The 26731-nt window shown below is 70.5% G+C and carries 22 protein-coding genes and 2 tRNA genes; 16 read left to right on the forward strand and 8 right to left on the reverse strand.

Annotated elements, in window-relative coordinates; genetic code table 11:
- Window positions 1-103: 103 nt before the first annotated feature.
- The 8 genes from ABD901_RS51315 to ABD901_RS51350 all read left to right on the forward strand — a co-directional run bounded on the left by ABD901_RS51315 (window position 104) and on the right by ABD901_RS51350 (window position 10567).
- The gene (locus tag ABD901_RS51315) at window positions 104-1294 is read left to right on the forward strand and encodes an ROK family transcriptional regulator (protein WP_345141205.1); all 1191 of its coding nucleotides are present in this window, start codon (window positions 104-106) and stop codon (window positions 1292-1294) included.
- A complete protein-coding gene (locus ABD901_RS51320) occupies window positions 1291-2880 on the forward strand; it encodes a sugar ABC transporter ATP-binding protein (RefSeq protein WP_345141208.1) in 1590 nt (529 codons plus the stop codon). Before ABD901_RS51315 ends, ABD901_RS51320 begins: the two co-directional genes overlap by 4 nt.
- Window positions 2877-3917 (forward strand): ABC transporter permease, encoded by a 1041-nt coding sequence (locus tag ABD901_RS51325; protein ID WP_345141211.1) that lies wholly within the window; start codon window positions 2877-2879, stop codon window positions 3915-3917. The genes ABD901_RS51320 and ABD901_RS51325 overlap by 4 nt, the downstream gene beginning before the upstream one ends.
- A gap of 128 nt (window positions 3918-4045) precedes the next feature.
- Window positions 4046-5101 carry a substrate-binding domain-containing protein gene (locus tag ABD901_RS51330; RefSeq protein WP_345141214.1) on the forward strand — a complete coding sequence of 352 codons (1056 nt, stop codon included), beginning with the start codon at window positions 4046-4048 and terminating at the stop codon, window positions 5099-5101.
- A gap of 89 nt (window positions 5102-5190) precedes the next feature.
- Window positions 5191-6327 carry a Gfo/Idh/MocA family protein gene (locus tag ABD901_RS51335; RefSeq protein ID WP_345141302.1) on the forward strand — a complete coding sequence of 379 codons (1137 nt, stop codon included), beginning with the start codon at window positions 5191-5193 and terminating at the stop codon, window positions 6325-6327.
- Complete coding sequence (gene xylA, locus ABD901_RS51340; protein WP_345141217.1) at window positions 6324-7505, forward strand: xylose isomerase; 1182 nt, start codon at window positions 6324-6326, stop codon at window positions 7503-7505. The genes ABD901_RS51335 and xylA overlap by 4 nt, the downstream gene beginning before the upstream one ends.
- A 222-nt stretch (window positions 7506-7727) precedes the next feature.
- The gene (locus ABD901_RS51345; protein WP_345141221.1) at window positions 7728-9266 is read left to right on the forward strand and encodes a ThuA domain-containing protein; all 1539 of its coding nucleotides are present in this window, start codon (window positions 7728-7730) and stop codon (window positions 9264-9266) included.
- Window positions 9267-9559: 293 nt separating this feature from the next.
- Window positions 9560-10567 carry a sugar phosphate isomerase/epimerase family protein gene (locus ABD901_RS51350; RefSeq protein ID WP_345141224.1) on the forward strand — a complete coding sequence of 336 codons (1008 nt, stop codon included), beginning with the start codon at window positions 9560-9562 and terminating at the stop codon, window positions 10565-10567.
- 75 nt (window positions 10568-10642) lie between these two features.
- On the opposite strand, the gene ABD901_RS51355 is transcribed toward ABD901_RS51350, so the two are convergent.
- A complete protein-coding gene (locus ABD901_RS51355) occupies window positions 10643-10975 on the reverse strand; it encodes a hypothetical protein (RefSeq protein ID WP_345141227.1) in 333 nt (110 codons plus the stop codon).
- Window positions 10976-11200: 225 nt separating this feature from the next.
- On the opposite strand from ABD901_RS51355, the gene ABD901_RS51360 reads away from it, so the two are divergent.
- A tRNA-Asn gene (locus ABD901_RS51360) sits at window positions 11201-11273 on the forward strand.
- A gap of 91 nt (window positions 11274-11364) precedes the next feature.
- A tRNA-Ile gene (locus tag ABD901_RS51365) sits at window positions 11365-11438 on the forward strand.
- Window positions 11439-12017: 579 nt separating this feature from the next.
- Here the strand turns inward: ABD901_RS51365 and ABD901_RS51370 are convergent.
- The 5 genes from ABD901_RS51370 to ABD901_RS51390 form a co-directional block, all read right to left on the reverse strand.
- Entirely contained in the window at window positions 12018-12827 is an 810-nt protein-coding gene (locus ABD901_RS51370) for an arginase family protein (RefSeq protein ID WP_345141230.1), read from the reverse strand.
- 1009 nt (window positions 12828-13836) lie between these two features.
- On the reverse strand, window positions 13837-14061 hold the full coding sequence (gene infA, locus ABD901_RS51375) for a translation initiation factor IF-1 (RefSeq protein ID WP_345141232.1): 225 nt from the start codon (window positions 14059-14061) through the stop codon (window positions 13837-13839).
- On the reverse strand, window positions 14061-14795 hold the full coding sequence (locus tag ABD901_RS51380; protein WP_345141234.1) for a GNAT family N-acetyltransferase: 735 nt from the start codon (window positions 14793-14795) through the stop codon (window positions 14061-14063). Before ABD901_RS51380 ends, infA begins: the two co-directional genes overlap by 1 nt.
- 264 nt (window positions 14796-15059) lie before the next feature.
- The gene (locus ABD901_RS51385) at window positions 15060-17129 is read right to left on the reverse strand and encodes an alpha/beta hydrolase-fold protein (protein ID WP_345141237.1); all 2070 of its coding nucleotides are present in this window, start codon (window positions 17127-17129) and stop codon (window positions 15060-15062) included.
- Window positions 17130-17139: 10 nt separating this feature from the next.
- Window positions 17140-17271 carry a hypothetical protein gene (locus ABD901_RS51390; RefSeq protein WP_345141240.1) on the reverse strand — a complete coding sequence of 44 codons (132 nt, stop codon included), beginning with the start codon at window positions 17269-17271 and terminating at the stop codon, window positions 17140-17142.
- Window positions 17272-17928: 657 nt separating this feature from the next.
- Between ABD901_RS51390 and ABD901_RS51395 the strand changes: the two genes are divergently transcribed.
- The 3 genes from ABD901_RS51395 to ABD901_RS51405 all read left to right on the forward strand — a co-directional run bounded on the left by ABD901_RS51395 (window position 17929) and on the right by ABD901_RS51405 (window position 20101).
- Window positions 17929-18216: a hypothetical protein gene (locus ABD901_RS51395; protein WP_345141242.1), complete on the forward strand. Its 288-nt coding sequence runs from the start codon at window positions 17929-17931 to the stop codon at window positions 18214-18216.
- 2 nt (window positions 18217-18218) lie between these two features.
- A complete protein-coding gene (locus ABD901_RS51400; protein ID WP_345141245.1) occupies window positions 18219-18506 on the forward strand; it encodes a ribbon-helix-helix domain-containing protein in 288 nt (95 codons plus the stop codon).
- Between the two features lie 635 nt (window positions 18507-19141).
- Complete coding sequence (locus ABD901_RS51405; protein ID WP_345141247.1) at window positions 19142-20101, forward strand: ricin-type beta-trefoil lectin domain protein; 960 nt, start codon at window positions 19142-19144, stop codon at window positions 20099-20101.
- A gap of 6 nt (window positions 20102-20107) precedes the next feature.
- Here ABD901_RS51405 and ABD901_RS51410 read toward each other — a convergent pair whose 3' ends face one another.
- Together ABD901_RS51410 and ABD901_RS51415 are read right to left on the reverse strand one after the other, a co-directional pair.
- Window positions 20108-21130: an acetylxylan esterase gene (locus tag ABD901_RS51410; protein ID WP_345141249.1), complete on the reverse strand. Its 1023-nt coding sequence runs from the start codon at window positions 21128-21130 to the stop codon at window positions 20108-20110.
- Window positions 21131-21145: 15 nt separating this feature from the next.
- On the reverse strand, window positions 21146-22168 hold the full coding sequence (locus tag ABD901_RS51415) for a LacI family DNA-binding transcriptional regulator (protein WP_345141252.1): 1023 nt from the start codon (window positions 22166-22168) through the stop codon (window positions 21146-21148).
- 296 nt (window positions 22169-22464) lie between these two features.
- Here ABD901_RS51415 and ABD901_RS51420 point away from each other — a divergent pair, with 296 nt between their 5' ends.
- From ABD901_RS51420 to ABD901_RS51430, 3 genes are read left to right on the forward strand one after another with little or no spacing between them, the layout of a single operon-like run.
- The gene (locus tag ABD901_RS51420; protein ID WP_345141255.1) at window positions 22465-24831 is read left to right on the forward strand and encodes a beta-xylosidase/alpha-l-arabinosidase; all 2367 of its coding nucleotides are present in this window, start codon (window positions 22465-22467) and stop codon (window positions 24829-24831) included.
- On the forward strand, window positions 24828-25808 hold the full coding sequence (locus tag ABD901_RS51425; RefSeq protein WP_345141259.1) for an ABC transporter permease: 981 nt from the start codon (window positions 24828-24830) through the stop codon (window positions 25806-25808). The genes ABD901_RS51420 and ABD901_RS51425 overlap by 4 nt, the downstream gene beginning before the upstream one ends.
- Window positions 25805-26725 carry a carbohydrate ABC transporter permease gene (locus ABD901_RS51430; protein ID WP_345141262.1) on the forward strand — a complete coding sequence of 307 codons (921 nt, stop codon included), beginning with the start codon at window positions 25805-25807 and terminating at the stop codon, window positions 26723-26725. The genes ABD901_RS51425 and ABD901_RS51430 overlap by 4 nt, the downstream gene beginning before the upstream one ends.
- The last annotated feature ends 6 nt before the right edge of the window (window positions 26726-26731 follow it).

A 26731-nucleotide genomic window follows, 5' to 3' on the forward strand; every position in this document is an offset into this window, starting at 1 on the left:
CGCACGGCACACGCCCCGGCTACCAGCAGCTAGGCGGCGGTGTGGTGGTGTAGCCGCATGTCGCGGACGCCCCTGGACTGCGACCTGATGAGGAGGTGCCTCCATGAACACTGTCAGCGCCATCGACAACCCGGTTCAGTCGCGCCTGCTCCGCCTGTTGCGGGACACGGGTGCGTTGTCGCGTGCGGAGCTGGCCGACCGTCTCGAGGTGCCGCGGCCCCGGCTGCTGGCCGACCTGGACGCGCTCGTCGCGACCGGGCTCATCCGCGAGGCGGGACCGGCGGCGAGCCGCGGCGGGCGGCGCTCCACGCTGGTCGAGCTCAACCCGGGTCTGCGCTTCGCCGCGGTGGACCTGGGCGCCAGCTCGATCGACGTGGAGATCACGGACGGCCGGCTGGAGCCGATCGCCGCCTACGGGGAGCCCGCGGACATCCGCTCGGGACCGAAGGTGATCCTGCAGCGGGTCAACGAGATCCTGCACAAGTTCAAGGCGGAGGGCTCGTACGAGCGGCTCAACGCCATCGGCATCGGCGTGCCCGGCCCGGTCAGCTTCCGCGACGGGGTCCCGGTTTCGCCGCCGATCATGCCCGGCTGGGACCGGTTCCCGGTGCGGGAGGCGCTCGGGCGCGAGCACAACTGCCCGGTCGTCGTCGACAACGACGTCAACATCATGAGCATCGGCGAGCGCTACGGCGGCGTCGCGCACTCGGTGGACAACCTGCTGTTCCTCAAGGTCGGCACGGGCATCGGGTGCGGCATCTACCTCAACGGCGAGGTGTACCGGGGCACCGACGGGTGCGCCGGCGACATCGGCCACATCCAGGTCGACAGCCACGGGCCGGTGTGCTCGTGCGGCAACGTCGGCTGCCTGGAGGCCCTCTTCGGCGGCGGAGCGCTCGCGCGCGACGCGACCGCGGCGGCCCGCAGCGGCGCCTCACCGGCGCTCGCGGACCGGCTGGCCGCCAACGGGACGGTCACCGCGAAGGATGTCGCCGACGGTGCGGCCGAGGGCGACGTCACCTGTATCCGGCTCATCCGCGATGGCGGCCGGCGCGTCGGCGGGGTCCTCGCCGGGCTGGTCAGCTTCATCAACCCGTCGATGATCGTGATCGGCGGCGGCCTGGCCGGCCTCGGGCACATCCTGCTCGCCGAGATCCGCAGCGTGGTGTACCGGCGCTCGCTGCCCCTTGCGACCGGCAACCTGCCGGTCGTCCTGTCCGAGCTCGGCCCACGCGCCGGCGTTGTTGGCGCCGCCGTGCTGGCCAGCGAACTCGCATATGGACGGCCATCATGACAGCCCCACCGGCACAACCCCCCGAAACTTCACCGGAGGACGTGGTCCTCCGGCTCACCGATGTGGTCAAGACCTTCCCCGGCGTCCGCGCGCTCGACGGCGTGCAGCTCGAGGTGCGCGCGGGCGAGGTGCACTGCCTGCTCGGCCAGAACGGCGCCGGCAAGTCGACGCTGATCAAGATCCTTTCCGGCGCGCACACCCCCGACTCCGGCGAGATCCTCTGGCAGGGCCAGGCGGCCTCCTTCGGCAGCCCGCAGGTCGCCATGAAGGCCGGCATCGCCACCATCTACCAGGAGCTCGACCTGGTCGACGGGCTCAGCGTGGCCGAGAACCTGTACCTGGGCCACGAGCCGAACAGCGTCGGCTTCGTCGCCCGCCGCCAGATGCGCCGCGGCGCCGCCGCCATCCTGCAGCGCCTCGGCCACCCCGAGATCCCCGTCGGGCGCGAGGTCGGCAAGCTACCCGCCGCCGCCAAGCAGATCGTGAGCATGGGCCGGGCGCTGTCGCGCGAGGCCCGGCTGCTCATCATGGACGAGCCGAGCGCCGTGCTCGCGCACGACGAGGTGCAGAACCTGTTCCGCATCGTGCGCGGCCTGACCGCGCAGGGCATCGCGGTCATCTACATCTCGCACCGCCTCGACGAGATCCGCGAGATCGGCGACCGGGTGACGGTGCTCAAGGACGGGCGCACCACCGCCGCGAACCTCGACGCCAAGAGCACCCCGAACCGCGAGCTGGTGAGCCGGATGACCGGGCGCACCATCGAGTACGTCTTCCCAGTCCGCCCCGCCGCGCGCGCCTTCGACGGCGAGCCGCTGCTGCGGGTCGAGGGCCTCACGCTGCCGGGGCGCTTCGCCGACGTGTCGCTCAACGTGCACGGCGGCGAGATCGTCGGCATCACCGGCCTGGTCGGCTCCGGCCGCTCCGAGGTGCTCGAGAGCATCTACGGCGCACGCCGCCCGAGCGCCGGCACGGTCGAGCTCGCCGGCCGGCGGCTGCGCCGCGGCAGCGTCAACGCCGCCGTGCGCTCCGGCATCGGCATGGCGCCGGAGGAGCGCAAGAGCCAGGCGCTGCTGCTCGCCGAGCCGATCTACCGCAACGTGACCCTGGCCGGCTTCGCCCGCTACGCCCGCGCCGGGTTCACCGACGCCGGGCGCGAGCGCGACGCGGCCGAGGAGGTCACGCGCGGCCTGGACCTGCGCCCCGCCGACGTCCGTCGTCCGGTGCGCACCCTGTCCGGCGGCAACCAGCAGAAGGTGGTCGTCGGGCGCTGGCTGCTCGGCGAGACGAAGCTGCTGCTGCTCGACGAGCCGACCCGCGGCGTCGACGTGGGCGCGCGCGCCGAGCTGTACCAGGTCATCCGCAGGCTCGCCGACGAGGGCGTCGGGGTCCTGCTCGTATCCAGCGAGGTGCCCGAGGTGCTCGGCCTCTCCGACCGCGTGCTGGTCATGCGGGAGGGCCGGGTCGTGCGCGAGGCGCTCGCCGACGAACTCGACGAAGACACCGTGCTCGACCTCGTCATGGCCGGCTCGCTGCTCGACGGCGCCGACCTCTCGAGCGATGCCGTTGAAGGGACCGCAGCATGAGCACCGCTACCGAACCGGTGGACGTCCACGACCCGCCCCGCGTCACCACCCAGAGCTGGTGGCAGCGCGAGGGCGCGGACAACGCCAAGCGCAACCTCGCCCTGCTCGGCGTGATGGTGGTGCTGCTGATCATCGGCATGGTGACCGCACCGGACATCTTCCTCGACGGCAAGAACCTCTGGAACAACGAGGTGACGGTCCTCACCCAGGCCTCCAGCATCGGGGTGCTGACCGTCGGCATGACCTTCGTGATGATCAGCGGCGGCATCGACCTGTCGGTCGGCGCGCTGCTGGCCCTGGCCAGCGTCTGGTGCACCACGGTCGCCACCCAGAGCTACGGCGCCGGCGCCATGATCTTCGCCGCGATCGCCGTCGGCGCCGTCGCCGGCCTGATCAACGGCTCGCTGATCGCCTACGGCAAGCTGGTGCCGTTCATCGCGACGCTCGCGATGATGCTCTCGGCCCGCGGCCTCGCGCAGAGCATCTCGGGCTCGCACACGCAGATCAACCGCGACGCGTTCATCAACGGCTTCGCCCTCAACAAGGTCGCCGGCATCCCGATCGTGGTCCTCATCTTCCTGGCCGTCGTCGCGGTCGGCTGGGTGCTGCTCAACCGCACCACGTTCGGGCGGCGCACGATCGCCATCGGCGGCAACGCCGAGGCGGCCCGCCTGGCCGGCATCAACGTGCGGCTGCAGACCGTCGCCCTCTACGTGCTGTCCGGCGTGTGCTGCGGTATCGCGGCGCTGATCGTGGTCTCGCAGGCGCAGTCCGGCAGCAACACCCACGGCGATCTCTACGAGCTCAATGCGATCGCCGCGGCGATCATCGGCGGCACCGCTCTCACCGGCGGCCGCGGCACCATCATCGGCTCGCTGCTCGGCGTGCTGATCTTCACCCAGATCACCAACCTGTTCATCATCAACAACCTGCAGCTCGACCTGCAGCGGATCATCAACGGCGGCATCATCGTCGTCGCCGTGCTCATTCAGCAGTTCCGGGTCACGTCGTTCTGGCGCAAACCCGCATCCTCATAGCCCGATAACTCCCGATCACCGCTGACGCCGCCGTCCACGCCGGGACGGTAGCGCTGATCGGTGCACCCAAAAAGCTCATGAGGTACACCCCGAAAACCCAAAATCCCACAGACGACCTGGAGGTCGTGATGAGCGCAACCTCGCCCGACATGTCCCGTCGCCGGCTCCTGCTCGGCGGAGCGGCGATCGGCGCCGGCGCCCTGCTGGCCGGCTGCACGTCGAACGAGACCAAGGACAACCCGCCGGCTGCGAACGTCAAGGAGGGCAACGCCGCCAGCGAGGCCCCGGGCAAGCCGGTCACCATCGGCTTCTCCGCGCCGGCCGCCGACCACGGCTGGATCGGCGCCATCACCGCCAACGCCAAGGCGCAGGCGGCGAAGTTCTCCGACGTGACCCTCAAGGCGGTCGACGCCGGTAAGGACGCGCCGGCCCAGATCGCGGCGCTGGAGACCCTCATCGCCAGCAAGCCGGACGCGATCGTGCTGCTGCCGCAGGACGGCGCGCAGCTCACCGCGATCGGCAAGAAGGCGATGGACGCCGGCATCATCGTCATCAACCTCGACCGCGAGTTCTCCGACTCGGCCGCGTCGTTCTGCCTGATCAAGGGCGACAACTACGGCATGGGCGTCGCCGCCGGTCACTACATCGGCGAGAAGCTCAAGGGCAAGACCGACGCGGTCATCGGCGAGATCCCCGGCATCGACGAGCTGCAGCTGACCAAGGACCGCTCGAAGGGCTTCGCCGACACGCTCAAGACCTACGGCCTGAGCGTCAAGCACCGGGTCGCGGCCGGCTTCACCGTGCAGACCGGCCAGGCCGCCGCGGCGAACCTGCTGCAGGCCGCGCCGAAGCTCGACGCCGTGTGGAACCACGACGACGACCAGGGCGTCGGCGTGCTCGCCGCGATCCAGCAGGCCGGGCGCAAGGAGTTCTTCATGGTCGGCGGCGCCGGCTCGCGCGACGCGATGGACCACATCAAGGCCGGCGACACCGTGCTGACCTCGACGGTCACCTACCCGCCGTCGATGGCCTCGTCGGCGATCATCCTGGCCCGCCTCGCCGCGCAGGGCAAGGGCATGGGCGACCTGGTGGAGCTGCAGGTGCCGAAGCTGATCGTGCTGCAGTCCGAGACGATCACCAAGGACAACGTCGACAAGTACCTGCCGCTCGGCTTCAAGTCCTGATCCACCGGAACTCATTAGGACCTGAACCTTATTAGGAAAGGAAACCGCCAGTGTCCAGTCAGGGCAGCAGCGGGGAGCTGCGCGTCGGCATGGTCGGGTACGCCTTCATGGGCGCCGCGCATTCCCAGGCGTGGCGCACCGTGAACCGGGTGTTCGACCTGCCCGCGCGGGCGAGCATGGTCGCCGTCTGCGGTCGCGACGCGGCCAAGGTGGCCGAGGCCGCGGCCCGGCTCGGCTGGGCCGAGGCGGTGACCGACTGGCGCGAGCTGATCGCCCGGGACGACATCGATGTCATCGACGTTTGTACCCCGGGCGACAGCCACGCCGAGATCGCCATTGCCGCACTCGAGGCGGGCAAGCACGTCCTGTGCGAGAAGCCGCTGGCCAACACGGTCGAGGAGGCGCGTGCCATGGTCGCGGCCGCGGCCAAGGCCCGCGCGCTGGGCGTGCGCTCGGCCTGCGGGTTCAACTACCGCCGGGTCCCGGCCGTCAGCCTCATGCGCAACATGGTCGCCGCCGGCCGGCTCGGCGCGATCCGCCACGTGCGGGCCGTCTACCTGCAGGACTGGATCGTCGATCCGAGCTTCCCGCTGGTGTGGCGGCTGCAGAAGGAGCTGGCCGGCTCGGGTGCGCTGGGCGACATCGGCGCGCACATCATCGACCTGACCCAGTTCGTCACGGGCCAGCGCATCACCGGGGTGTCCGGGCTGACCGAGACGTTCATCAAGGAGCGGCCGCTGCCGGAGGCCTCCAGCGGGCTGTCGGCGAGCGCCGGCAGCGCGACCGGCGAGGTCACCGTCGACGACGCGGCGCTGTTCATCGCGCGGCTCGACGGCGGCGCCGTGGCCACCTACGAGGCGACCCGCTTCGCTACCGGCCGCAAGAACGGGCTGCGGGTGGAGATCAACGGGGAGTACGGCTCGCTCGCCTTCGACCTCGAGCGCCTCAACGAGCTCGAGTTCTACGACGCTTCGCTGCCCGCGGCGGAGCAGGGCTGGTCGCGCATCCTCGTGACCGAGGGCGAGCACCCGTACCTGGGGGCCTGGTGGCCGCCGGGGCACATCATCGGGTACGAGCACTCGTTCACACACGAGATGCGCGACTTCATCGAGGCGATCGCCACCGGCGCCGACCCGACGCCGTCGTTCGAGGACGCCCTGCAGGTGCAGTTGGTCCTCGACGCCGTCGCGAAGTCCGACTCGTCCTGGGTGAGCGTGGCGCCATGAGCAGCGACCCGTACGTCCCCACACCCGCCGACCGGTTCTCGTTCGGGCTCTGGACCGTGGGCTGGCAGGCCCAGGACGTCTTCGGCTCGGCGTCGCGCCGTGCCCTCGACCCGGTCGAGACCGTGCACCGGCTGGCCGAGCTGGGGGCGTACGGGGTCAGCTTCCACGACGACGACCTGATCCCGTTCGGCAGCGACGAGACCGTGCGGGACAAGGTCGTGGCCCGCTTCCGCGAGGCCCTCGACGGCACCGGCCTGGTGGTGTCGATGGCCACCACGAACCTGTTCGGGCACCCCGTGTTCAAGGACGGCGCGTTCACCGCCAACGATCGTGCCGTGCGCCGGTTCGCGCTGCAGAAGGTGCTGCGCAACATCGACCTCGCCGCCGAGCTCGGCGCGCCCACGTACGTGCTGTGGGGCGGCCGAGAGGGCGCGGAGTCCGGCGCCGGCAAGCAGATGCGCGCCGCGCTGGACCGCTACCGCGAGGCGATCAACGCCATCTGCGCGTACATCCGCGAGCGCGGGTACGACATCCGCCTGGCGATCGAGCCGAAGCCCAACGAGCCCCGCGGCGACATCCTGCTGCCCACGATCGGCCACGCGCTGGCGCTCATCTCGACGCTGGACGAGCCGTCCCGGGTCGGGCTCAACCCCGAGGTCGGCCACGAGGAGATGGCGGGGCTGAACTTCGCGCACGGCATCGCCCAGGCGCTGTGGCACGGCAAGCTGTTCCACATCGACCTCAACGGGCAGCACGGGCCGCGTTTCGACCAGGACCTGCGCTTCGGCGCAGGGAACCTCCGCGGCGCGTTCTGGACCGTCGACGTGCTCGAGAACAGCTCGGGCTACCCGACGGCCTACGCCGGGCCGCGGCACTTCGACTACAAGCCGCCGCGCACCGAGGACGCCGAGGGCGTCTGGGTCACCGCGGCGGCGTGCATGCGCAACTACCTGATCCTCAAGGAGAAGGTGCATACCTTCCGCGACGATCCCGAGGTGTCCGCCGCCCTGGCCACCGCGCGGGTCGACGAGCTTTCGGTGCCGACGCTGCTGCCGGGGGAGTCCCTCGACACGCTGCGCGCCGAGGAGATCGACATCGAGACGGTCGCGGCGCGGGGCATGGCCTTCGAGCGCCTCGACCAGCTCGCCATGGAGCACCTGCTGGGTATCCGTGGTTGAGCCCTGAGTTTTCTCGCCGGTCCGGTGGCGAGGGACCATTCGCGGTTGCGCCCCGCGGGTGGGGGTACCGGATCGGGGAGAGAGAACCGGAGACCCGGCGCGGCGTCAACCAGGCGCCGTGCCGGGCCCGGACAACTGCATAGCTCGAACGACATGACAGCGCGGCGGCGCGCGCCCCATTCCGGTTCTGATCATGAGGGCCTTAATCGTGAAGGAACTGTCATGAACCTCCGCTCGTGGCTCGCCGCCGCTACGGTGGGCCTCCTAGCCGCCGGTGCCCTGAACGCCGCGCCCGCCAGCGCTGCCGACGCTCCGTACAAGGTGCTGGTCTTCTCCAAGACCGCCGGCTTCCGCCACTCGTCCATCCCCAACGGCATCGCCGCCATCCAGACGCTCGGCGCCGCCAACAACTTCACCGTCACCGCCACCGAGGACGCGAACGCGTTCACCACCGCGAACCTGGCGCAGTACCAGACCGTCGTGTTCATGTCGACGACCGGCGATGTGCTCACCGACACGCAGCAGACCGCGTTCGAGAGCTACATCCGCGGCGGCGGCGGGTACGTCGGCGTGCACGCGGCCGCCGACACCGAGTACAGCTGGCCCTTCTACGGCACCCTGGTCGGCGCCTGGTTCTCCTCGCACCCGGCGATCCAGCAGGCCACGGTCAACGTCGAGGACCGCGCGCACCCGGCGACCGCGCATCTCGGCGCGACCTGGGTGCGCACCGACGAGTGGTACAACTACCAGTCCAACCCGCGCACCACAGCGCACGTGCTCGCATCGCTCAACGAGTCGTCGTACTCCGGCGGCACCATGAACGGCGACCACCCGATCACCTGGTGCAAGACCATCGACAGCGGGCGCTCCTTCTACACCGGCTTCGGCCACACCGAGGAGAGCTACACGGATCCGAACTTCACGAAGCTGTTGCTGGGCGCCATCCGGTACACCGCGAAGCGCGTCGACGCCGACTGCGCCCCGCCGGCGCCGTCGGGCGGCTCGGTCTACCAGGGCGAGGCGTACAACTCCACCGGCGGCGTCCAGGTCGCCAACCACACGCCCGCCGTCGGCGGCCAGACCGCCGGGTACATCGACAACAACGACTGGATCGCGTTCAACAACGTGAACCTGTCCGCGGTCAAGGGCGTCACCGTGCGGGCCGCCTCGGCCGGCGCCGGCGGCACCGTCGAGTTCCGGGCGGGCTCCACCACCGGCACGCTGCTCGGCTCGGTCGCGGTGCCCAACACCGGCAGCTGGGACACCTTCCGCGACGTCTTCACCACGCTCGCGTCCAGCACCTCCACGTCGCTGTACCTCGTGTTCCGCGGCACCGGCAGCTCGCTGTTCGACGTCGACCAGTTCACCCTCGCGCGCAACGCCACCACAAAGCAGGGCGAGGCGTGGTCGTCGATGAGTGGCCTGCAGGTCGCCTCGCACGGCCCGGCCGTCGGTGGCCAGACCGCGGGCTTCATCGACAACAACGACTGGGCCGGGTACAGCGGCGTCACCCTGTCCAACGTCGCCGGCGTGCGGCTGCGGTGGTCCTCGGCAGGCCCCGGCGGCACCGTGGAGTTCCGGGCCGGCTCGCAGACCGGCGCGCTGCTCGGCACCCTGGCCGTGGCCAACACGGGCAGCTGGGACACGTTCCGCGACGCCGCGATCCCGCTGACCACCAACTCGGCGACGTCGATCTTCCTGGTGTTCCACGGCGGATCCGGCTCGCTGTTCGACGTCGACGAGTTTTCGCTCATCGGCTGATCGCTTTCGCTGTCGGCCGTTTTGACGGGGGTGGGGCCGAGACGCCGACCGGCCTCTCCCTCGGGCCCCGCCCGCTCGGACACCACACGCGTCGCGTGCGGAAAACCCGGGTCGGTGACGCCGACTCCGCCCGGACCTTCCGCCAGCGTCGCGGTCCGGGCGGGCGGGGAACCTCTTTTGGTTTCGTAGCAGGTCTTTTAGGATTGGGCGTGTGGGGGCGCAACCCACTTTTGCTCACTGAACAAACACAGGTCACCCTCGCGCCTGGACCCCCTTCATCGGAGGACAGCAGTATGGCGCGTCCAATCACGCTCTTCACCGGCCAGTGGGCCGATCTCCCGTTCGAGGAGGTCTGCCGCCTCGCGTCCGAGTGGGGCTACGACGGCCTCGAGATCGCCTGCTGGGGCGACCACTTCGAGGTCGACAAGGCCGTCTCCGACGACTCCTACGTGGAGCGCAAGCTGGAGACGCTGGCGAAGTACAACCTCAAGGTCTGGACCATCTCCAACCACCTCGTCGGCCAGGCGGTCTGCGACCACCCGATCGACCAGCGCCACCAGGGCATCCTGCCCGCCAGGATCTGGGGCGACGGCGAGCCCGAGGGCGTGCGCCAGCGCGCCGCGGAGGAGATCAAGGACACCGCGCGGGCCGCGCGCAAGCTCGGCGTCGACGTGGTCGTGGGCTTCACCGGCTCGTCGATCTGGCACACCCTCGCGATGTTCCCGCCGGTGCCGCCGGAGATGATCGAGGCCGGCTACCAGGACTTCGCCGACCGGTGGAACCCGATCCTCGACGTCTTCGACGAGGTCGGCGTCAAGTTCGCGCACGAGGTGCACCCCAGCGAGATCGCCTACGACTACTGGACCACCCGGCGCACCCTCGACGCGATCGGCAACCGCCCGGCGTTCGGCCTCAACTGGGACCCCTCCCACTTCGTGTGGCAGGAGCTCGACCCGGTGAACTTCATCTTCGACTTCGCCGACCGCATCTACCACGTGGACTGCAAGGACGCGAAGGTCCGCACCGGCGACGGCCGCCGCGGCCGCCTGGCCTCGCACCTGCCGTGGGCCGACATGCGCCGCGGCTGGGACTTCGTGTCCACCGGCCATGGCGACGTGCCGTGGGAGGACTCGTTCCGGGCGCTCAACGCGATCGGGTACAACGGCCCGATCTCGATCGAGTGGGAGGACGCCGGCATGGACCGCCTGGTCGGCGCGCCCGAGGCCCTGCAGTTCGTGCGCAAGCTGGCCTTCGACGCTCCCGCGGCGGCCTTCGACGCGGCGTTCTCGTCGTCGTCCTGATCCGTTGAAACAGAAATGTCGGGCGCTGGCGCGCCCGACATTTCTGACATTTCGGTTATGCCCCGGTTCTGCGGGTTAGAAGCTGGTTCCCGTCGTCGGCGCCTTGGGCGCGCCGCTGGTCGCCATGTCCCGCTCGATCGCCGGCGGCGGCGACGTGTGCAGCAGGCGCTGGCCGAGATCGGTCTCGGCGAAGCGGCTGTTCGCCAGCCGGTCGGTAACCTTGGTCTTGCCCTCGCTGTAGAGCCGCGTCGCCTGCTCCTGGACGACCCCGGCGGCCTCCTGCATCGTCGGGCTCTCCTTGATCTTCAGAGCAGTGGCCTTGAGCTCCTCATACTTCTCCCGCCCGGCCCGTGCACCGAGCACAAAGCCAGCGGCCAGACCGCCGAGGAACAGTAGCTTGCCGCGCATGGCGACGACCTCCTTCTGACGGCGGCGGGTTCATCGTTGCCTGCTACGCCGTCTGCGTTGACATACCCGTCCATCGTCGTCCCGACACATCGATCTTGCTCCGGTTTGCCAGCTCATGGCACCCGAAGCGGTGGTCCAGGTCGCGGATTGGGATACCCGCTGGCGTGGACCCCCCAAGTCATGCTGTACTCTTTCCCGGTCGCCCTCGAACAGGGGGAGACGCGGTCCCGCGTAGCTCAATTGGCAGAGCAGCCGGCTGTTAACCGGCAGGTTATAGGTTCGAGTCCTATCGCGGGAGCAGTACGGCCCCTTCAGGGGGCCTTTTTTCACGGCGCGGCCCGTTTCCGGGCGACATTTGACTTGTGCGGCTCGGTAAGCTTGCGACGCTCGGGGCGGTAGCTCAGCAGGTTAGAGCTGGGGACTCATAATCCCTTGGTCGCGGGTTCGAGTCCCGCCCGCCCCACTGTGCTTCTTCGCGCCTTCGGCGCGGGCGGGGGGTTCCCACCCCGCACCCCCCATGGCCGCTGCGCGGCCACTGGCCTGGCGCTCCGCGCGGCCAGATCAGCGTTTCCTTGGCGGAGTCGCTCCCACTCTGCACCGAGGCTGAACGGGCCACCGTCTCGGCGTCCGCACGGGCCCGCGTCATCCCCACCGCGCCAGCCACAACCAAGGCTTTCGGGGTTGTGACACTTCACGCCGTCCGCCGTGGCGGCGACGGCGTTGCGCACTGCTATCACTGCGCGGTCGGGCAGAAGCCGTACGACGCTGAGCTCGAGACCGAGTACATCACTCGGGTCGACCCGGGAGTCAACGCAGCCGAGCACCTGCAGGGTGTCGCTGGTCGGGAAGGGAAGACCGGCGAAGGCCCCCGTCGCGGCGAACACCGCGTTGCGCCGAACCAACTCGCCTGCGCTGATCGTCATGGTCGGGATCGGTACCCACGCCGGCCCGCCCCAACCAAGATCGCTTAGACCAAGGTCTTTCGACTCAACTCCACCAGCACTCGGCGGGACGTGGGTGACACATCCGGCCAGCACAACGGTCAGCGGTCGGCGGGTTCGGTCCATGCCAGGTCGGCGCCGAGTGCTCTGGCGAGCCGGGTGATCGTCTCGCGCGTGGCCCCGTCACTGACGCGGTCGGGCAGCCAGGCGCAGGCGATGCTGGCGGCTCTCACATCGCCGGTGGCGCAGACGGCGGCCAGGCAATCCTCGATCTGGGTGACGGAGGGTCCGGGGCCTGAGGGGAAGCGCAGGCCGGGCAGTTGCGCGCTGTCGATGACATCGACGTCGAGGTGCAGGTAGACCGGCGTGCGGCCGAGCCCGTCGAGGGCGGAGGTGATCGCGGCAGGGTCGGCGGGCACGCGGTGGACCTGGCTGGCGGTCAGGGCGTCGCGCTCGGCGGGGTCGAGGTCCCTGGCGTCAGCGAGCACGACGTGAGTGTCGGCCACCGGCCGCAGCCCGAGTGCGTCGCAGAAGGGTTCGGGTGCCCGGCCGGTCAGCATCGCCAGCGCCATGCCGCCGAGGTAGCCGCTGATCGTTATGGCCGGGGTGTTGAAGTCGCCGTGCGCGTCCAGCCACACCACTGTCAGGTCGCGATGGCGGCGCTGCAGCCCGGCCACTGCTCCCAGGGCAGCGGGGCAGTCGCCGGACAGCAGCAGCGGCCTGGCTGCCCGTGCCGCCGCGTCGGCGACCGCCTGGTACCGCAGCGTCGTCCGGCCGGGCGCGGGGCCGGCGGGAAGGGCCGGGCTGATCGTCTCGGTCACGTTGGCTGGGATCGGGAAGGCCGGGATGTGCTCGTCGAGGTGCCAGGGTGTCGCGATGAGATCCCAGCCGCCGCCACTGTGGTCAGCCACGAGTTGCCTCCCTTTCCATCCAGCGGGCACGCAGGCCGGGCCGCGGCCGTGACGGCCCGCGCGGCACCCCCGGCACGTCTACGAACCGCGCCCGGCGGAATCAGGCCCGCACAGCATCGCCGGCCACTGCCATGCTCCCCAACAGACCAGCCGCCTCCCGCCGACGCAACCGAGTTTGCTCGCCGCGGCGGCTACGGCCGTGGCGGAGGCCGGCCGGACCAGCGTTGCCGAGGATGTCGCGCTCGACGTCATGGTCCGGTCGCCGACGCCGCGACCGCCAGCCGACGCGACGACCTTCCTCGGCGGCATCGCAGACGCGCTGCAGGGCAGGCCAGAATGGCGCCATGCCCGCTCCTGCGCTAGTGTTCCGGCCCCTGCTGGAGACCCGGATCGCGTGCGCGCTTCCTGGTTCGCTATCTGCCGCGCTCGTCGGCGCCGGCGCGATGCGGGAGGCGGATGCCGCGCTCTTGGCGATGGCGGTCCCAGTGGTTGCACTCGGCGTGGTGCTGGCCGTGCGTGGCTACCGTATGGCAGTCATCGTCGAGGGGCAGACCGTCACCATTCGCGGGATGTGCCGGAGCCGGGTGGTGCCACGCAGCGGTGTGGACGCCCTCCATGACGGCGATACCACGTTGCTGTTCGCCCGCACCCCGACCATGTCCTGGCACGATGAAACGGGGACGGCGAGCGCACCAGGCTGTGGATGTTCGGTAACCCGAGGCGACAGTTCGCGGATGTGGCCGGGCACAACCGGCGCACCCTCCGGCAGTTGCGCAAGCATCTCGGGATCAGCGCCACCGGCGACCGCCGGCTGCGCCGGTAGTGTTCGTCCAGCGCCCGAGACAGCGACTACGCCGGACCCTCAGCCTCGACGCCGCTGGCGTGGCTTCTCCTGCCCGACTCGAGGATCACACGCACCATGCGTGCAACTCCGCCACCGGGCGCCGAAGATGCAGCGCACTGACGAGGACGGCGCCGGGAGACCGGCGCCGTCCTTCGTTTCCGAGAGCTAGTTGCGGTACCGGAAGAGGATCCGGCCCCTCGTCAGGTCGTACTGGCTGAGCTCGACCAGCACGCGGTCGAACGGCAGGATTTTGATGTAGTTCTTACGGATCTTGCCGCTGATGTGGGCCAGGACGATGTGGCCGTTGGGGAGCTCGACGCGGAACTTGGCGTCGCGCAGGCACTCCAGCACGATGCCCTCGAGCTGGATGCCGTCGGTTGCCTTGGGCATCAGTGGATCACCAGCTCGAGGTTGCTGCCGGTGCGGCGCGCGCCGGCGGCCTCGAAGAGGGCGATGGCCGCCGTGTTGGCCTCGTGTACGTCTGCGGAGACCGTAGCGACGCCGCGGGCGTGGGTGGCGGCCAGGATCTCCGCGAGCAGGGCGTGGGCGATGCCGCGGCGGCGGTGGTCGGACCGGACCGCGATGAGGCCGATCCTCGTGTGCCTCGGCAGCAGCGCCAGTCGGGCCAGGCCCACGTAGGCGTCGAGCTCGGCGGCGACCGCGTAGTGGGTGGGGTCGAGCGGCCGGGACAGTACCGCTGCCGGCATCTGATCCCAGCCGATCGTGGCTTCGATCTCGGCGCGGATTGTGTGGTCCAGCTGGCGCAGCGGGTCCAGCTCTGCGGTGCCGATCGGCAGGAACGTCAGACCCGGCGGTGGTGCTGCACCACCGCCGCCGCTCGACATGACGTACTCCAACTCGCGGCGGCGGGTGGTCAGGCCGGCCTGCACCCACCGGGTTCGCAGGTCGAGGTCGGCCTCGTCCACGACGGTGTACAGCGGCCGCGGCAGGTCGGCCAGCATGGCCCCGGCGAGGCGGGCGAAGACGTCGTCGTGCCAGGCGTCGATGCTCAGGAAGAGGCGGCCGTCCGGGCGGGGCGAGGCGTCGCCGCGGCCGACCACGAGGTCGTCGTCGAGGGCATGCCACTGCCGCTCGGCGACGCGCGTGATGACGAGTGTGTTCATCGGTGTCACCTTTCGGGAGATCCCAAAGAGACGCTCCCGGGCAGCACCTACTGCTGTCGCCCGACCGTGACGGGAATGGGGAGCACCCACATCGCTACAACGTTCACGGCGCTCACCCCCTCAGGCCGGACCACGGTCGTCGGAACGCTACCGCGGCCGGCCGCCGTCCGTCCAGTGATTAAGCCCGCCCGGCGCGTTGCCGGACCAGCTACACGGAAGTTGGCGCCGAATCGGACACCGACGGCACAACTTCCGTGTAGCAGCTCATCCGGTGAACACGTCGCCGTTTCCGGGGCCGTTGCTCGCGTAGGTCAGCCCGCTGATCAGCACGGTCCCGTCCGCGGCGGCCGCGGCGTAGAGGTTGGGTTCGGCGAACGGGTCGAGGCCGTCGTCGCGAGCCGAGCCGAACTGCCCGGTGGCGAGCGTCTTGCCCTTCGCCGACAGCCGGACGGTCAGCACATCCGCTCCGCCCGCCGGGACGGTCATCCGGCCGCGGGTGTACCCGACCAGTTCGACGCCACCGTCCGGCAGCGCCGCGACCGCCGCACCACCGTCGGTCGCGCCGCTGTCCACCGTGGTGGTCCAGCGCTGCTGCCCGGCGGCGGTGTATGCGGCGGCGATCAGATCGCCGCCCGCGGATCCGGTCACCACGGCGAGCCCGCCGGTCGTGACGGCGACGCCGTTGAGCCGGTCGTCGTCTGCGCCGCCGAGCGCCGTCACCCAGGACAGCGCCCCAGCGTCGGTGTACCGCGCGAGCCAGCCGTCGTACCCGCCGAGTGCCTGCGTCCCGGGCAGGGCCGCACCGGCGGTACCCACGACGTAGGCACCATTGCCATCAGCCGCCACGCCGAACGCCTTGTCCTCGCCGGCCCCGCCGAGCTGGTGCACCCAGGAGAGCTGGCCGGTGGCGGTGACGCGGGCCAGGAAGGCGTCCTTGTCGCCGGCGTTGGCGCCGTCGAGCGCTCGCTTGGTGTAGCCGGTGACGTAGGCGCCGCCGTCCGGGCCGGCCGCGAGGCCGTAGCCGCGATCCGCCGCGCTCGCGACACCGAACTGCGTGATCCACTGGACTGTGCCGGCCGCGTTCAGGCGCACCACGAACGCGTCGTCGGTGCTCGCGCCCGGGTGCTGACCGTCGAGGTCGCCCCTGGTGTAGCCGGTGGCGAGCACGCCGCCGTCCGGCAGCGCGACCACGCCGTACAGCCGCTCGTCCGCCGCGGTGCCGAGCTGGGTGGTCCAGGCCGTCGTGCCGTCAGCGTTGCGGCGGGTCACCACCGCGTCCAGTTTGCCGTGGTACGGCTGGCCGCCGAACGACCCGCTGGCGGCGAACCCCGTGGTGACCGAACCGTCCGGGCCGGGCGCGACGCCGCCTGCCCAGTCGACGCCGGCCGTCCCGACGGGCGCCGCCGGGAGGCCCTGCGGTGCGACGGTGCTCAGCAGCGGGCCGAGATCCGCCATGCCGTCGGCGAACGCCGGGCCCCAGACGTCCCAGCCGTGCCCGCCGTTGAGAATGCGCATCTCGGCCGAGATTCCGGGGACCCGGCGGGCGGCGTTGTACAGCGCCTCGGCCTCGAAGTCGAGGTCGTGGTGGGCGTCGGCGGGGTCGGGATTGGCAAACTCGTCGTCACCGACCGCGATGAACAGCCGCACCGGCAGGTCGGCGTCGACGTGCCGCAGCAGCGCCGGGTAGTTCAGCTCCTGGTAGACCGCGTCGGAGAAGGCTGCGGCGCCGTCGCCGAACGCGCCGAACTCCCGGGTGGACGAGTCGGCCGGCGGTAGCGGCGTGTAGACGGCCGGGCTGAGCACCAGCGCCGACCCGAACAGATCCTGGTGGGCGAGGGCGAAGCGCAGCGCGCCGGCGCCGCCCATCGAGTAGCCGCCGACCAGGCGAGCCTGCCGGATCGGTGCGGTGCGGTACTTGGCGTCGACGGCGCTGATCAGGTCGCGGGTCAGCGCGGTCTCGACCGGTCGGCCGCTGTCGTAGCGCGAGTCGACGTACCAGTTGCCCCGCTCGTTCCACGGTGCGTCCGGCAGGATCGCGATGACCGGCGGGATCGTCTTCTGCTGGATCAGCTGGTCCAGTGCGGACTTCACCTGCGTCCAAGCGGCCATCGTGTCGCCGCGGCCGTGCAGCAGGTACAGCACCGGGTAGCGACCGGTGTTCTTGTCGTACCCGTAGGGCAGGTAGGCGGTGTATGCGATCTGCTCTCCCAGCGCCGGACTGTCCGCCGTTGCGGTGACGAGAGTGCCGGGTTGGGTGCGGCCCGCCTCGGCCGTGCCGACGCCGCCCACGACGAGGACGAGTACCGAGAGTATGGGGATGAGGAAACGCTTCACGGGGGGCTCCTCAGCGTTTGTAAACGTTTACAGCTTCGCCGCGCCTGAGGTGATTGATGACGGGATCGTGTCCGGCGAGTGTCGTCGTCGTGATGATCGCTGTCAAGTCACCGGCATCGACGTCGTCGGCGGCGAAGCTCATCGAGGTGAGCGTCGCTGAGGTCGCTGATGCGGCTCGACCGGGATGTCATCCTCGCTCGACTACATGGGCGAACGTCGGCGTTCACCGGCGACCATGAGCGTGCGATCGCATGGTGCATCGTTCGCTCCATTGCGCCCTCTCGCGTCTCGGCGCGGACGGGGGTTCCCAACCCGCACCCCCATTGCCGCCGCGCGGCCACTGCCGGGCGCTCTCGGCGTTGCGTAGCCGCCCACACGGGGACGCAGCGAACGGGATGGTGAGCGTGAGGGGGCGCAGGCCGCGGCTGGCGACCCAGCGGTGGAACGCCTCCAGCGTGTCGGGCAAGCCGGTCGGCCGACACGCTGCGACCGCCTCCAGGAGCTGGCACCCGGCCGTGCCGCCCAGTCCACCACCAGCTGAGTGGCACCCAGCCCATCCCGGCCAGCACATCGAGCGGGCTCACGTAACGCTGGCGCGTCAGCGTCTGGCCGGCGGCGTCACCACGCGTCGCCCTAGCTTCAAGGCGGGCCCGCATGCGCGGCGGGCTACGCGAGTGCGCCACCTGGCTGGACAGCAGTGGCAGAACTATCTCATTCGTGGTGGTAGCGGCACTGCGCTATCTGCGAGTACGTCGTGCCCGCTTGCACCGCGAGGTATTACCGGTATTACCCTTGAGTCGTGGGCGAGATTCAATGGCGTATGCCGCAACCGGGTGAGCGCCCTGAGGCGATCCTGCGGGACGACCTGACCGTTGCGGATGTCGCTGAAGCGCTGGAGCGGCCGAGCGAGCTGACCTTGCAGATCAGGCTCAACGAGCTGATGCTTGCGGTGGTCGCTCCCGCAGGACCACGCCTCGTGGCCGTGCTGCTGCATCGCAGGGATGATTCGTTCGTCTGGTTGGTCCTGCGGGCCCACTTCGCTGAGACCAGCGAGATCGCTCAGTGGAACAAGCGGATGGGAGCGTAGCGATGGCACTGCCGGACTTCAAGGCGATGACACCGGACGAAATCGCAGCCTGGTTCGAGACCAACGACCTGAGCGAGCTGATCGCGTCTGGCGAGCGAGTTGAAGGCGCCACCTTGGTTCAGGTCGATGCAACCGGCATGCCGGTCGAGAAGGTCGTCACGGTCAAGATGCCGGGCGACATGGTTGCGCGGCTCGACCATGCTGCAGGGCGTGACCGGTCGGGGCGTTCGGGCATCATCCGTCAGGCTGTGGCCGAATGGCTGGAGCGGCACCCGGACGCCGCTGCATAGGCGGCGACGGGGGGACTTCCGGTGCGGCGGGAGCATCGGCGAGGATGCGGTGTGCCGACTGCGCGTGCGAGCAGGGGAAAGCGACCAGCCGTGCCCACGAGGCCAGGCAGCCTTCGCAGATTCCGTCCCGTTCGGTGTGCTTTTCAAGGATTGCGAGGGCCTCGCTGCGGGTTTCGGGTGCCCTGTAGTCCTTCATGGCGGTCCTTGGTGGGGATGCTGACGATCACGGCACAGGGCAGGATCGCGGCACGCGCAGCCGGTTGCTGAGCCGCGCCTTCCAGATGCGTCCACCGCGTCCACCCCGCCTGGAATGTGTGTCTGGGTGAATGAGCGTGCAACGGCCCGCTCGAGTTACTCGGATCGGCGGGAGTGTCGGGAAAGTGTCAGATCTCCGGGCGGCCTAGCACCCGAACTGCCCGCAGGGCGTTCGCGCCAGGGTGAGGCGGAGGGTGAATTTTCCTTTCACCCTTCGCGGATCTCATTGGCGTACGGCAATGGTCGCTACCTTCGGCGCATGCCGATTGACGCGCTGTTGATGATGATCGAGCGGCCGGCCGCGACGACGTCGAGTACCGCGTTATGAACACCCGGCCGCACCCGGGCCGACGGCCCGCGGTGGAGAAGGCGGCCGGCGAATGACGCACCCCGATGAGACGGAGCCGGGCACGGCCGGATCGGAGATCGACGACGAGCCGCTGCTGGTGCGTCCCTACGTCCGCCTTCGTCAGCGCACGGAACACCCCGCGGACGAGGTCAGGGGCGGGCCATCGCCTTCGGCCGGGCGACCCGAGCAGCACGGCCGGCCCGCGGCGGCGCCCAACCGCACCGGCGCCACGCGGGCAGGCCGGCGAATCGGCTCCACCCTGACGAGGCACGTCCATCGCCGCCGGCGTCGCGTGCTCACCGTCGGCCTGGGCACGCTGATCCTGCTGCTGGGCACCACCGCACTCGTACTCGTCGTCGGCGGCCAGCCGCCGGCTCCGGCCGCAAATGCGGACGGTGTCGCAGCACCGAAGGACCGTCATCTCACCACCGGCGCCGTGCAGGCCCCACCGCCGTCGCCGGCATCGAGCACGCCGTCAAGGGCCGGAGCGCCGTCGACGGCCGGAGCGCCGGCCCCGTCCGGGCCGCCGGCTGGATCCACGGCGCCACCGCAGCCATCGGACAGCACGCAGCCGAGCGATGCCCCTGCCCTCGATGAGCAGCCCGCGCCGCTGCAACCACCGCCGGCCGCGAATCGCACCGGCCGGATCACCGGCGTCTCCGGGCTGTGCCTCGACGGCGCCGCCGGCCCGCAGGCCGACAGGGCGCGCAGGTGGGAGTGCAACGGCAGTTCGGGCCAGACATGGACCGTGGCGCGCGACGGCACCGTGCAGACCATGGGCCGATGCCTGCAGGCAACCGGCGGCCAGGTCGCCCTGCAGGCCTGCGACGGCGGCCCCGGCCAGCAATGGCGGTCGGGATCCGCGGACTCGCTGATCAATCCGGCGTCAGGGCTGTGTCTCAGCGGGCCGGACGACGACCCGGGCAGCCGGGGTCCGCAGCGCGTGGCGGCCTGCAACCGGTCCGATGCGCAACGATGGACCTTGCCGTAGCGATGCTCAGCGGCTGCCTACGGGCTCCCGCCGGGGGCTGCGCAGGATCCCGGCGAGCCAGTGCAACTGCCGCTGGACCTGGTACGCGTCGCCGCCCTCGTGGTGGTTGAACGGGTACACCTGGATCGTGTTCTGCTCCGGCGCCGCCCCGCCGTGCGCCTGCCCGTACTGGTTGTACGCCGCGAAGATGGTGCTCGGCGGGCAGACGGTGTCGCGCAGGCCGGCGCCGAAGTGGGCGGGCGCGGTGGCCCGGCGGGCGAAGCTCACACCGTCCACGTACGACAGTGTGCGGCGTACCGCGGCCTCGTGTTCCCGGTTGACGGCCAGGTAGTTGACGATCTCGCCGTATGGCGGCGCGTCGGTGATGTCGATGGCGCGCTGGAGGTGGCACAGCAGCGGCGCGGTGGCGATGAGCGCGGCGAGGTCGGGAACCAGCCCGGCGACGGCGAGCGCGAGCGCGCCGCCCTGGCTGTTGCCGGCGGCGACCACCCCCGCCGGGTCCACCCCGGGAAGCTCTCGCACGGCGGCGATCGCGGCGACCGCGTCGGCGATGAGCCGCCGGTAGTAGTAGTCGTGCGGGCTCGTGATGCCCCAGGTGATCGGCCACGGGCCGCCGCGGGTGCCGCCGTGCGGGTCCGGGGTGTCGCCGCCGCTGCCGTACTGGCTGCCCTGGCCCCGGACGTCCATGAGCAGGTGGGCGTAGCCGGCCACCGGCCAGGTGAGGCGCTCGTGCGGCAGGCCGCGGCCGCGGCCGTACCCGATGTACTCGACCACGGCGGGCAGCGGCGAGTCCACCCCGGCCGGGCGGGTGTACCAGGCGCGCACCGGCTCACCGCCGAAGCCGGCGAAGGTGACGTCCCAGGTGTCCACCAGCCGCAGGCCGGTCGGTTCCGGCCGGACTTCGAGCACTACCGGCGCGGTGGCCTCGCGGTGCAGCGTGGCCGCCCAGAACTCGTCGAAGTCGGCGGGCTCGCCGACCGTGGGGGCGTATCGGCGGAGTTCGTCGAGCGGCAGGTCGAACAGTGCCATGGTTCCTCGTTCGGATCAGCTGGTCGGCGGTGCCGTGCTCTCCCGCACGATCAGTTCGGTGACCAGGTCGATGCGGGTGGTGGTGATCGGCACCCCGCGGGCCAGGTCGAGCAGGATGCGGGCGGCGGTGCCGGCCATGTCGCGCAGCGGCTGGTTGATGGTGGTCAATGCCGGGTCGGTCCAGGCCGACATCGGCAGGTTGTCGTATCCGATCAGGGACAGGTCGTCGGGGATGCGCAGGCCGAGGCGGCGGGCCGCGCGCAGCACGCCGACCGCCTGCATGTCGGCGCCGGCGAAGATGGCGGTGGGGCGCTCGGGCCGGTTGAGCAGGTCCATGCCGTGCCGGTAGCCGCTCTCGACCGTGAAGTTGCCGTAGCGCACCAGTTCCGCATCGACCGCGACACCGGCCTCCTCATGGGCGAACCGGAATCCGGCGACCCGCTCCCGGCTGCACAGCACGTCCTCGTGGCCCGAGATCACCGCGAGCCGCCGGTGTCCCAGCTCCAGCAGGTGCCGGGTGGCCTGCAGGCCGCCGTTGAAGTTGCTCGAGCCGACGGTGGGCACCGACGCCGACGTCGCGCTGTCGGTGTCGATGACCACGAACGGGATCCGCTGGCGCTGAAGCTGCTGCTGCTGTGCCTGGGTCGGGCTGGAGACGACGAAGAGGACGCCAAGGGGGCGGCGGTTCGGCAGCGCGTCGACCCACTGCTGCGGGGGATGATGCCGGCCGCCCAGCTGCGAGAGCATCAGGTCGTGGCCGGAGACGGCGGTGACCGCCTCGACGCCCTGAATGATCTCCATGGCCCACTCCGAGTCGAACTCGTGGAAGACCAGGTCGATCTGGCCGGAGCTACCGGTCGCCTGCCGGGAAACCCGGCGGCGGTAGCTGTGCCGTTCGAGGCTGGCCTCGACCCGCGCGCGGGTTTCGGGCGCGACGTCGGTGCGTCCGTTGAGGACCTTGCTGACGGTAGCCACCGACACGCCGACCTCGTTGGCGATGGTCGCGATGGTGGTGGAGCCGGGTCTGTCAGTGGTCATCGAAGTCCCTGGTCGTCGAAATCCCGTAGGCCTCGTCCCGTAAGTTTCGACGGACTGTAGCACCGGACGGCCGATCGCCGTGATCCGATCTTCGTCGGCACTGGTGCGGCTTTCCGGCGTCCAGGCTGGCACGAAAGGCTGAACCGGGTCCCGTCGAACCCTTGACACCCCCAACTTCATGAACCTAGATTTTCGCACACGTAAAGGCTTGTTTCCGAAAGTTTCGACTTACGGGGACCCGCACGGTCGGCCCGGGGCCACCGTCAGGAAGCCCGTTAGGGCAGCGGAAGGACGGCATGAGCAGCCAGCTGTCGGTCGACACGGAACCAGCGCCGGGCGAGATCCCGCCGTGGCGCGATCCGGCGCGCTCCAGCACCGAGCGGGCCGGGGCGCTCGTCCCGCTGATGACGCTGGAGGAGAAGGTCGCCCAGCTGGTCGGGGTCTGGGTGGGCGCCGACGCCACCGGCGTGGCAGTCGCGCCGCACCAGGCCGACATGGGCGGCGGCATCCGCTGGCCGGAGGTCATCCGGCACGGCCTCGGCCAGCTCACCAGGCCCTTCGGCACCGCGCCCGTCGAGCCGGCGACCGGCCTGAAGGCCCTCGCCGCCGCCCAGGCCGAGATCGCGGCGACCAGCCGGTTCGGCATCCCGGCCCAGGTGCACGAAGAGTGCCTGACCGGCTTCGCCACCTGGGGCGCGACCGTCTACCCCACCCCGCTGAGCTGGGGCGCCGCCTTCGACCCGGAGCTCGTCGAACAGATGGCCGGCCGGATCGGGGCCGGTATGCGCGCCGCCGGGGTCCACCAAGGGCTCGCGCCCGTACTGGACGTGACCCGCGACTACCGCTGGGGCCGCACCGAGGAGACCATCGGCGAGGACCCCTACCTGGTCGGTACCGTCGGCGCCGCCTACGTGCGCGGCCTGGAGGGCGCCGGGGTCGTCGCCACACTGAAACATTTCGCCGGGTACTCCGCCTCGCGCGGCGGGCGGAACCTCGCACCCGTGCCGATGGGCCCGCGGGAGCTCTCCGACGTCATCCTGCCGCCGTTCGAGATGGCGCTGCGGCTCGGCGGCGCCCGGTCGGTGATGCACTCCTACGCCGAGATCGACGGCGTCCCCGTCGCCGCCGACGAGCACCTGCTCACCCGCGTGCTGCGGGACGACTGGGGCTTCACCGGCACCGTGGTCTCGGACTACTTCGCCGTCCGGTTCCTGCAGAGCCTGCACCGGGTCGCCGGCGACGCGGCGGGTGCCGCGGCGCTCGCGCTGCGGGCCGGCATTGACGTCGAGCTGCCGACCGTCGACGCCTTCGGCGCCGAACTGATCGCGGCGGTCCGCGCGGGCGACGTTGACGAGGCACTTGTCGACCGGGCGCTGCTGCGGGTGCTCACCCAGAAGATCGAGCTCGGTCTGCTCGACCCGGACCGGCCCGGCGTCGACCCGGAGACCCTGTGCCTGGATGACGACGCCGGCCGGGACATCGCGCACCGGCTCGCCCGCGAGGCGGTGGTCCTGGTGCGCAACACCGGCATCCTGCCGTTGCCCGCCGGTCGCCGGATCGCGCTGGTCGGGCCGGTCGCCGACGACCCGATGGCGATGCTCGGCTGCTACACCTTCCCGGTCCACGTGGGTCCGCACGCCGAGCACGGGCTCGGGGTCCGGATCCCGTCGCTGCGCGAAGCACTCGCCGGCCTCGTCCCCGACCTGGCCTACGCCGAGGGATGCACCGTCACGGGCGAGGACACCGCGGGCTTCGCGGCGGCGGTCGCCGCGGCCCGGGAGGCCGACGTGTGCGTGCTCGCGGTCGGCGACCGGTCGGGCCTGTTCGGCCGGGGTACCTCCGGAGAAGGCTGCGACGCCGCCGACCTCGACCTGCCCGGCGTGCAGGCGGACCTGGTCCGCGCGGTGCTCGCCACCGGTACCCCCGTGGTGCTGGTGGTGCTCGCCGGCCGGCCCTACGCGCTGGGCGAGGCGGCCGAGGCGGCTGCGGCCGTGCTGTACGGGTTCTTCCCCGGCCAGCTCGGCGGCGCCGCGGTGGCCGAAGTCCTCACCGGCGCGGTGAACCCGTCCGGGCGCCTGCCGGTGAGCGTTCCCCGCGACGCCGCCGGGGTGCCCACCACCTACCTGGCCCCGCCGCTGGGCCGGCGCTCCGAGGTCTCCAACGTCGACCCCACCGCGGCGTACCCCTTCGGACACGGCCTGGGCTACACCGAGTTCGAGTGGAGCAACGCCACGGTGCTCGGGCCGGCGGCCGACTGGCCGGTCGACGGCGAGGTCAGCGTCGCGGTCGACGTCCGCAATCTCGGCACCCGCGCCGGTACCGAGGTGGTCCAGCTCTACCTGCACGACCCGGTCGCGCAGACCACCCGGCCGGTGGTCCGGCTGATCGGCTACGCCCGCGTGCCGCTGGCCGCGGGCGAGCAGGCACGCGTGACGTTCGCGGTCCCGGCCGACGTCACGTCGTTCACCGGGGTGCACGGCCGCCGAATCGTCGAACCCGGCGCCGTGGAGCTGCGCTTCGGCCGCTCCAGCGCGCAGTTCGAGGCGACCCTGCCGCTTCGCCTCGCCGGAGACGTCCGCGAGGTGGGCCACCAGCGACGTCTGGTGTCGCTCGCCGCCGTCGAGCCGGCGTCCCGGCCCGCCATCCTGGAGGCTCATCGATGAGTACACCCACCGTCCTCGGCGCTCCACCGGGTGCCGGCGCGACGCCGGCGCCCGCCAAGCCCCTTCGTGGCCGGCGGCGCACCTGGCGGCAGTCGTTGCGCCGGGACTGGCAGCTGTATTCGCTGGCTGTGCTGCCGGTGCTGTTCTTCGTGATCTTCCGGTACCTGCCGATGCTCGGCAACGTCATCGCGTTTCGCAGGTACCAGCCCGGCGGGAGCATCTTCGGCGACGAGTGGCGCGGCCTGCACTACTTCAAGATGTTCCTCGACGACCCCACGTTCTGGGACGTCTTCACCAACACTCTCGTGCTCGGCGGGCTCACCCTGCTGTTCTGCTTCCCGATGCCGATCGTGCTGGCGTTGCTGCTCAACGAGGTGCGCAGCCGTTTCCTCAAGCGGTTCGTGCAGACCGTCTCGTACCTGCCGCACTTCCTGTCGATCGTCGTGGTGGCCGCGCTCGTCTACGAGATCGTCTCCGTCGACGGCGTGGTGAACCAGGCGCTCAAGGCGGTCGGCCACGAGACGGTCCCGTTCATCCAGCAGCCCGAATGGTTCCGCACGATCTACGTCTCCTCCGAGATGTGGCAGACGGTGGGCTGGGGCACCATCCTCTACTTCGCCGCGCTGACCACCATCGACCAGGACCTCTACGAGGCGGCCCGGATCGACGGGGCGAGCCGGTGGCGGCAGACCTGGCACATCACGCTGCCCGGGATCCGTCCGACCATGGTCACCCTGCTGATCCTGAACATCGGCACCTTCATGGCGGTCGGGTTCGAGAAGGTGCTGCTGCTGTACAACCCGCTGACCTATCCGACCGCCGACGTCATTCCCACCTACCTGTACCGGGTCGGCGTGGTCAGCGGCAGCTTCAGCTACGCCGCGGCCATCGGGCTGTTCGAGTCGGTCATCGGCCTGACGCTCGTGCTGTCGGCGAACTTCATCTCGCGTCGAGCGGTGGGGACGAGCCTGTGGTGACCGAAGCAGCCGCCAAGCCGGTGCTGGCACCGCGCCGGCGCAAGGGACAGCGCGTCAGTCGCGGGTATCGGGTGTTCCAGGTGGTCAACGGCGTCATTCTGACCGCTGTCGTGGTGCTGACACTGGTTCCGTTCTTCAACATCGTGTCGATCTCGTTCAGCGACGAGCACCACATCCGGACCGGACAGGTCTCGTTCTGGCCGCGCGGGTTCAACCTCGTCACCTATCGGCGGGTGATGGCGGACCCGATGTTCTGGACCAACTACCGCAACACCGTGGTGTACACCGTGGTCGCCACGGTCATCTCGATCGTGCTGACCATCTGCTACGCCTACGTGCTGTCCAAGAAGCACCTGCGTGGCCGCGGTGCCCTCATCGCGATCGCCGTGTTCACCATGTTCTTCAACGGCGGCCTGATCCCCAACTACGTACTGATCAGCGGTCTGGGGCTGCGCAACACGCTGTGGGCCATCGTGCTGCCCAACGCGATCAACGTCTTCAACCTGCTGGTGATGAAGGCGTTCTTCGAGAGCATGCCGGCGGAGCTGGAGGAGGCCGCCGCGGTCGACGGCCTGAACACCTACCAGACCCTGCTGCGCATCGTGCTCCCGCTGTCCAAGGCGGTCATCGCCACGATGGTCCTGTTCTACGCCGTCTCCTTCTGGAACTCGTGGTTCTCCGCATACCTGTACATGGACCGGCTGGAGCTCATGCCGGTGACCGTGTATCTGCGCAACCTCATCGCCGGTTCGACCGGCGGCTCCAACCAGGGCGAGGCCAGCGATACCGCGCTGCAGATCGCGGCGAACATCAAGGCGGTGACCATCGTGCTCACCGCGCTGCCAATCATGTGCATCTATCCGTTCATCCAGCGCTACTTCGTCCGTGGCGTGATGCTCGGCGCGGTCAAGGGCTAGCCGCCC

It is taken from the genome of Dactylosporangium darangshiense (assembly GCF_039537565.1).
Taxonomy (GTDB): Bacteria; Actinomycetota; Actinomycetes; order Mycobacteriales; family Micromonosporaceae; genus Dactylosporangium; species Dactylosporangium darangshiense.

What these genes read in the sequence shown, in the direction of transcription:
- ABD901_RS51425 (WP_345141259.1), top strand. Translation starts at nt 24,828, where the DNA reads ATGAGTACACCCACCGTCCTCGGCGCTCCACCGGGTGCCGGCGCGACG.
- infA (WP_345141232.1), bottom strand. Translation starts at nt 14,061, where the DNA reads ATGCCCAAGGCAACCGACGGCATCCAGCTCGAGGGCATCGTGCTGGAG.
- ABD901_RS51330 (WP_345141214.1), top strand. Translation starts at nt 4,046, where the DNA reads ATGAGCGCAACCTCGCCCGACATGTCCCGTCGCCGGCTCCTGCTCGGC.
- ABD901_RS51410 (WP_345141249.1), bottom strand. Translation starts at nt 21,130, where the DNA reads ATGGCACTGTTCGACCTGCCGCTCGACGAACTCCGCCGATACGCCCCC.
- ABD901_RS51325 (WP_345141211.1), top strand. Translation starts at nt 2,877, where the DNA reads ATGAGCACCGCTACCGAACCGGTGGACGTCCACGACCCGCCCCGCGTC.
- xylA (WP_345141217.1), top strand. Translation starts at nt 6,324, where the DNA reads ATGAGCAGCGACCCGTACGTCCCCACACCCGCCGACCGGTTCTCGTTC.
- ABD901_RS51350 (WP_345141224.1), top strand. Translation starts at nt 9,560, where the DNA reads ATGGCGCGTCCAATCACGCTCTTCACCGGCCAGTGGGCCGATCTCCCG.
- ABD901_RS51320 (WP_345141208.1), top strand. Translation starts at nt 1,291, where the DNA reads ATGACAGCCCCACCGGCACAACCCCCCGAAACTTCACCGGAGGACGTG.
- ABD901_RS51415 (WP_345141252.1), bottom strand. Translation starts at nt 22,168, where the DNA reads ATGACCACTGACAGACCCGGCTCCACCACCATCGCGACCATCGCCAAC.
- ABD901_RS51405 (WP_345141247.1), top strand. Translation starts at nt 19,142, where the DNA reads ATGACGCACCCCGATGAGACGGAGCCGGGCACGGCCGGATCGGAGATC.
- ABD901_RS51335 (WP_345141302.1), top strand. Translation starts at nt 5,191, where the DNA reads ATGGTCGGGTACGCCTTCATGGGCGCCGCGCATTCCCAGGCGTGGCGC.
- ABD901_RS51355 (WP_345141227.1), bottom strand. Translation starts at nt 10,975, where the DNA reads ATGCGCGGCAAGCTACTGTTCCTCGGCGGTCTGGCCGCTGGCTTTGTG.
- ABD901_RS51380 (WP_345141234.1), bottom strand. Translation starts at nt 14,795, where the DNA reads ATGAACACACTCGTCATCACGCGCGTCGCCGAGCGGCAGTGGCATGCC.
- ABD901_RS51390 (WP_345141240.1), bottom strand. Translation starts at nt 17,271, where the DNA reads ATGAGCTTCGCCGCCGACGACGTCGATGCCGGTGACTTGACAGCGATC.
- ABD901_RS51420 (WP_345141255.1), top strand. Translation starts at nt 22,465, where the DNA reads ATGAGCAGCCAGCTGTCGGTCGACACGGAACCAGCGCCGGGCGAGATC.
- ABD901_RS51400 (WP_345141245.1), top strand. Translation starts at nt 18,219, where the DNA reads ATGGCACTGCCGGACTTCAAGGCGATGACACCGGACGAAATCGCAGCC.
- ABD901_RS51345 (WP_345141221.1), top strand. Translation starts at nt 7,728, where the DNA reads ATGAACCTCCGCTCGTGGCTCGCCGCCGCTACGGTGGGCCTCCTAGCC.
- ABD901_RS51315 (WP_345141205.1), top strand. Translation starts at nt 104, where the DNA reads ATGAACACTGTCAGCGCCATCGACAACCCGGTTCAGTCGCGCCTGCTC.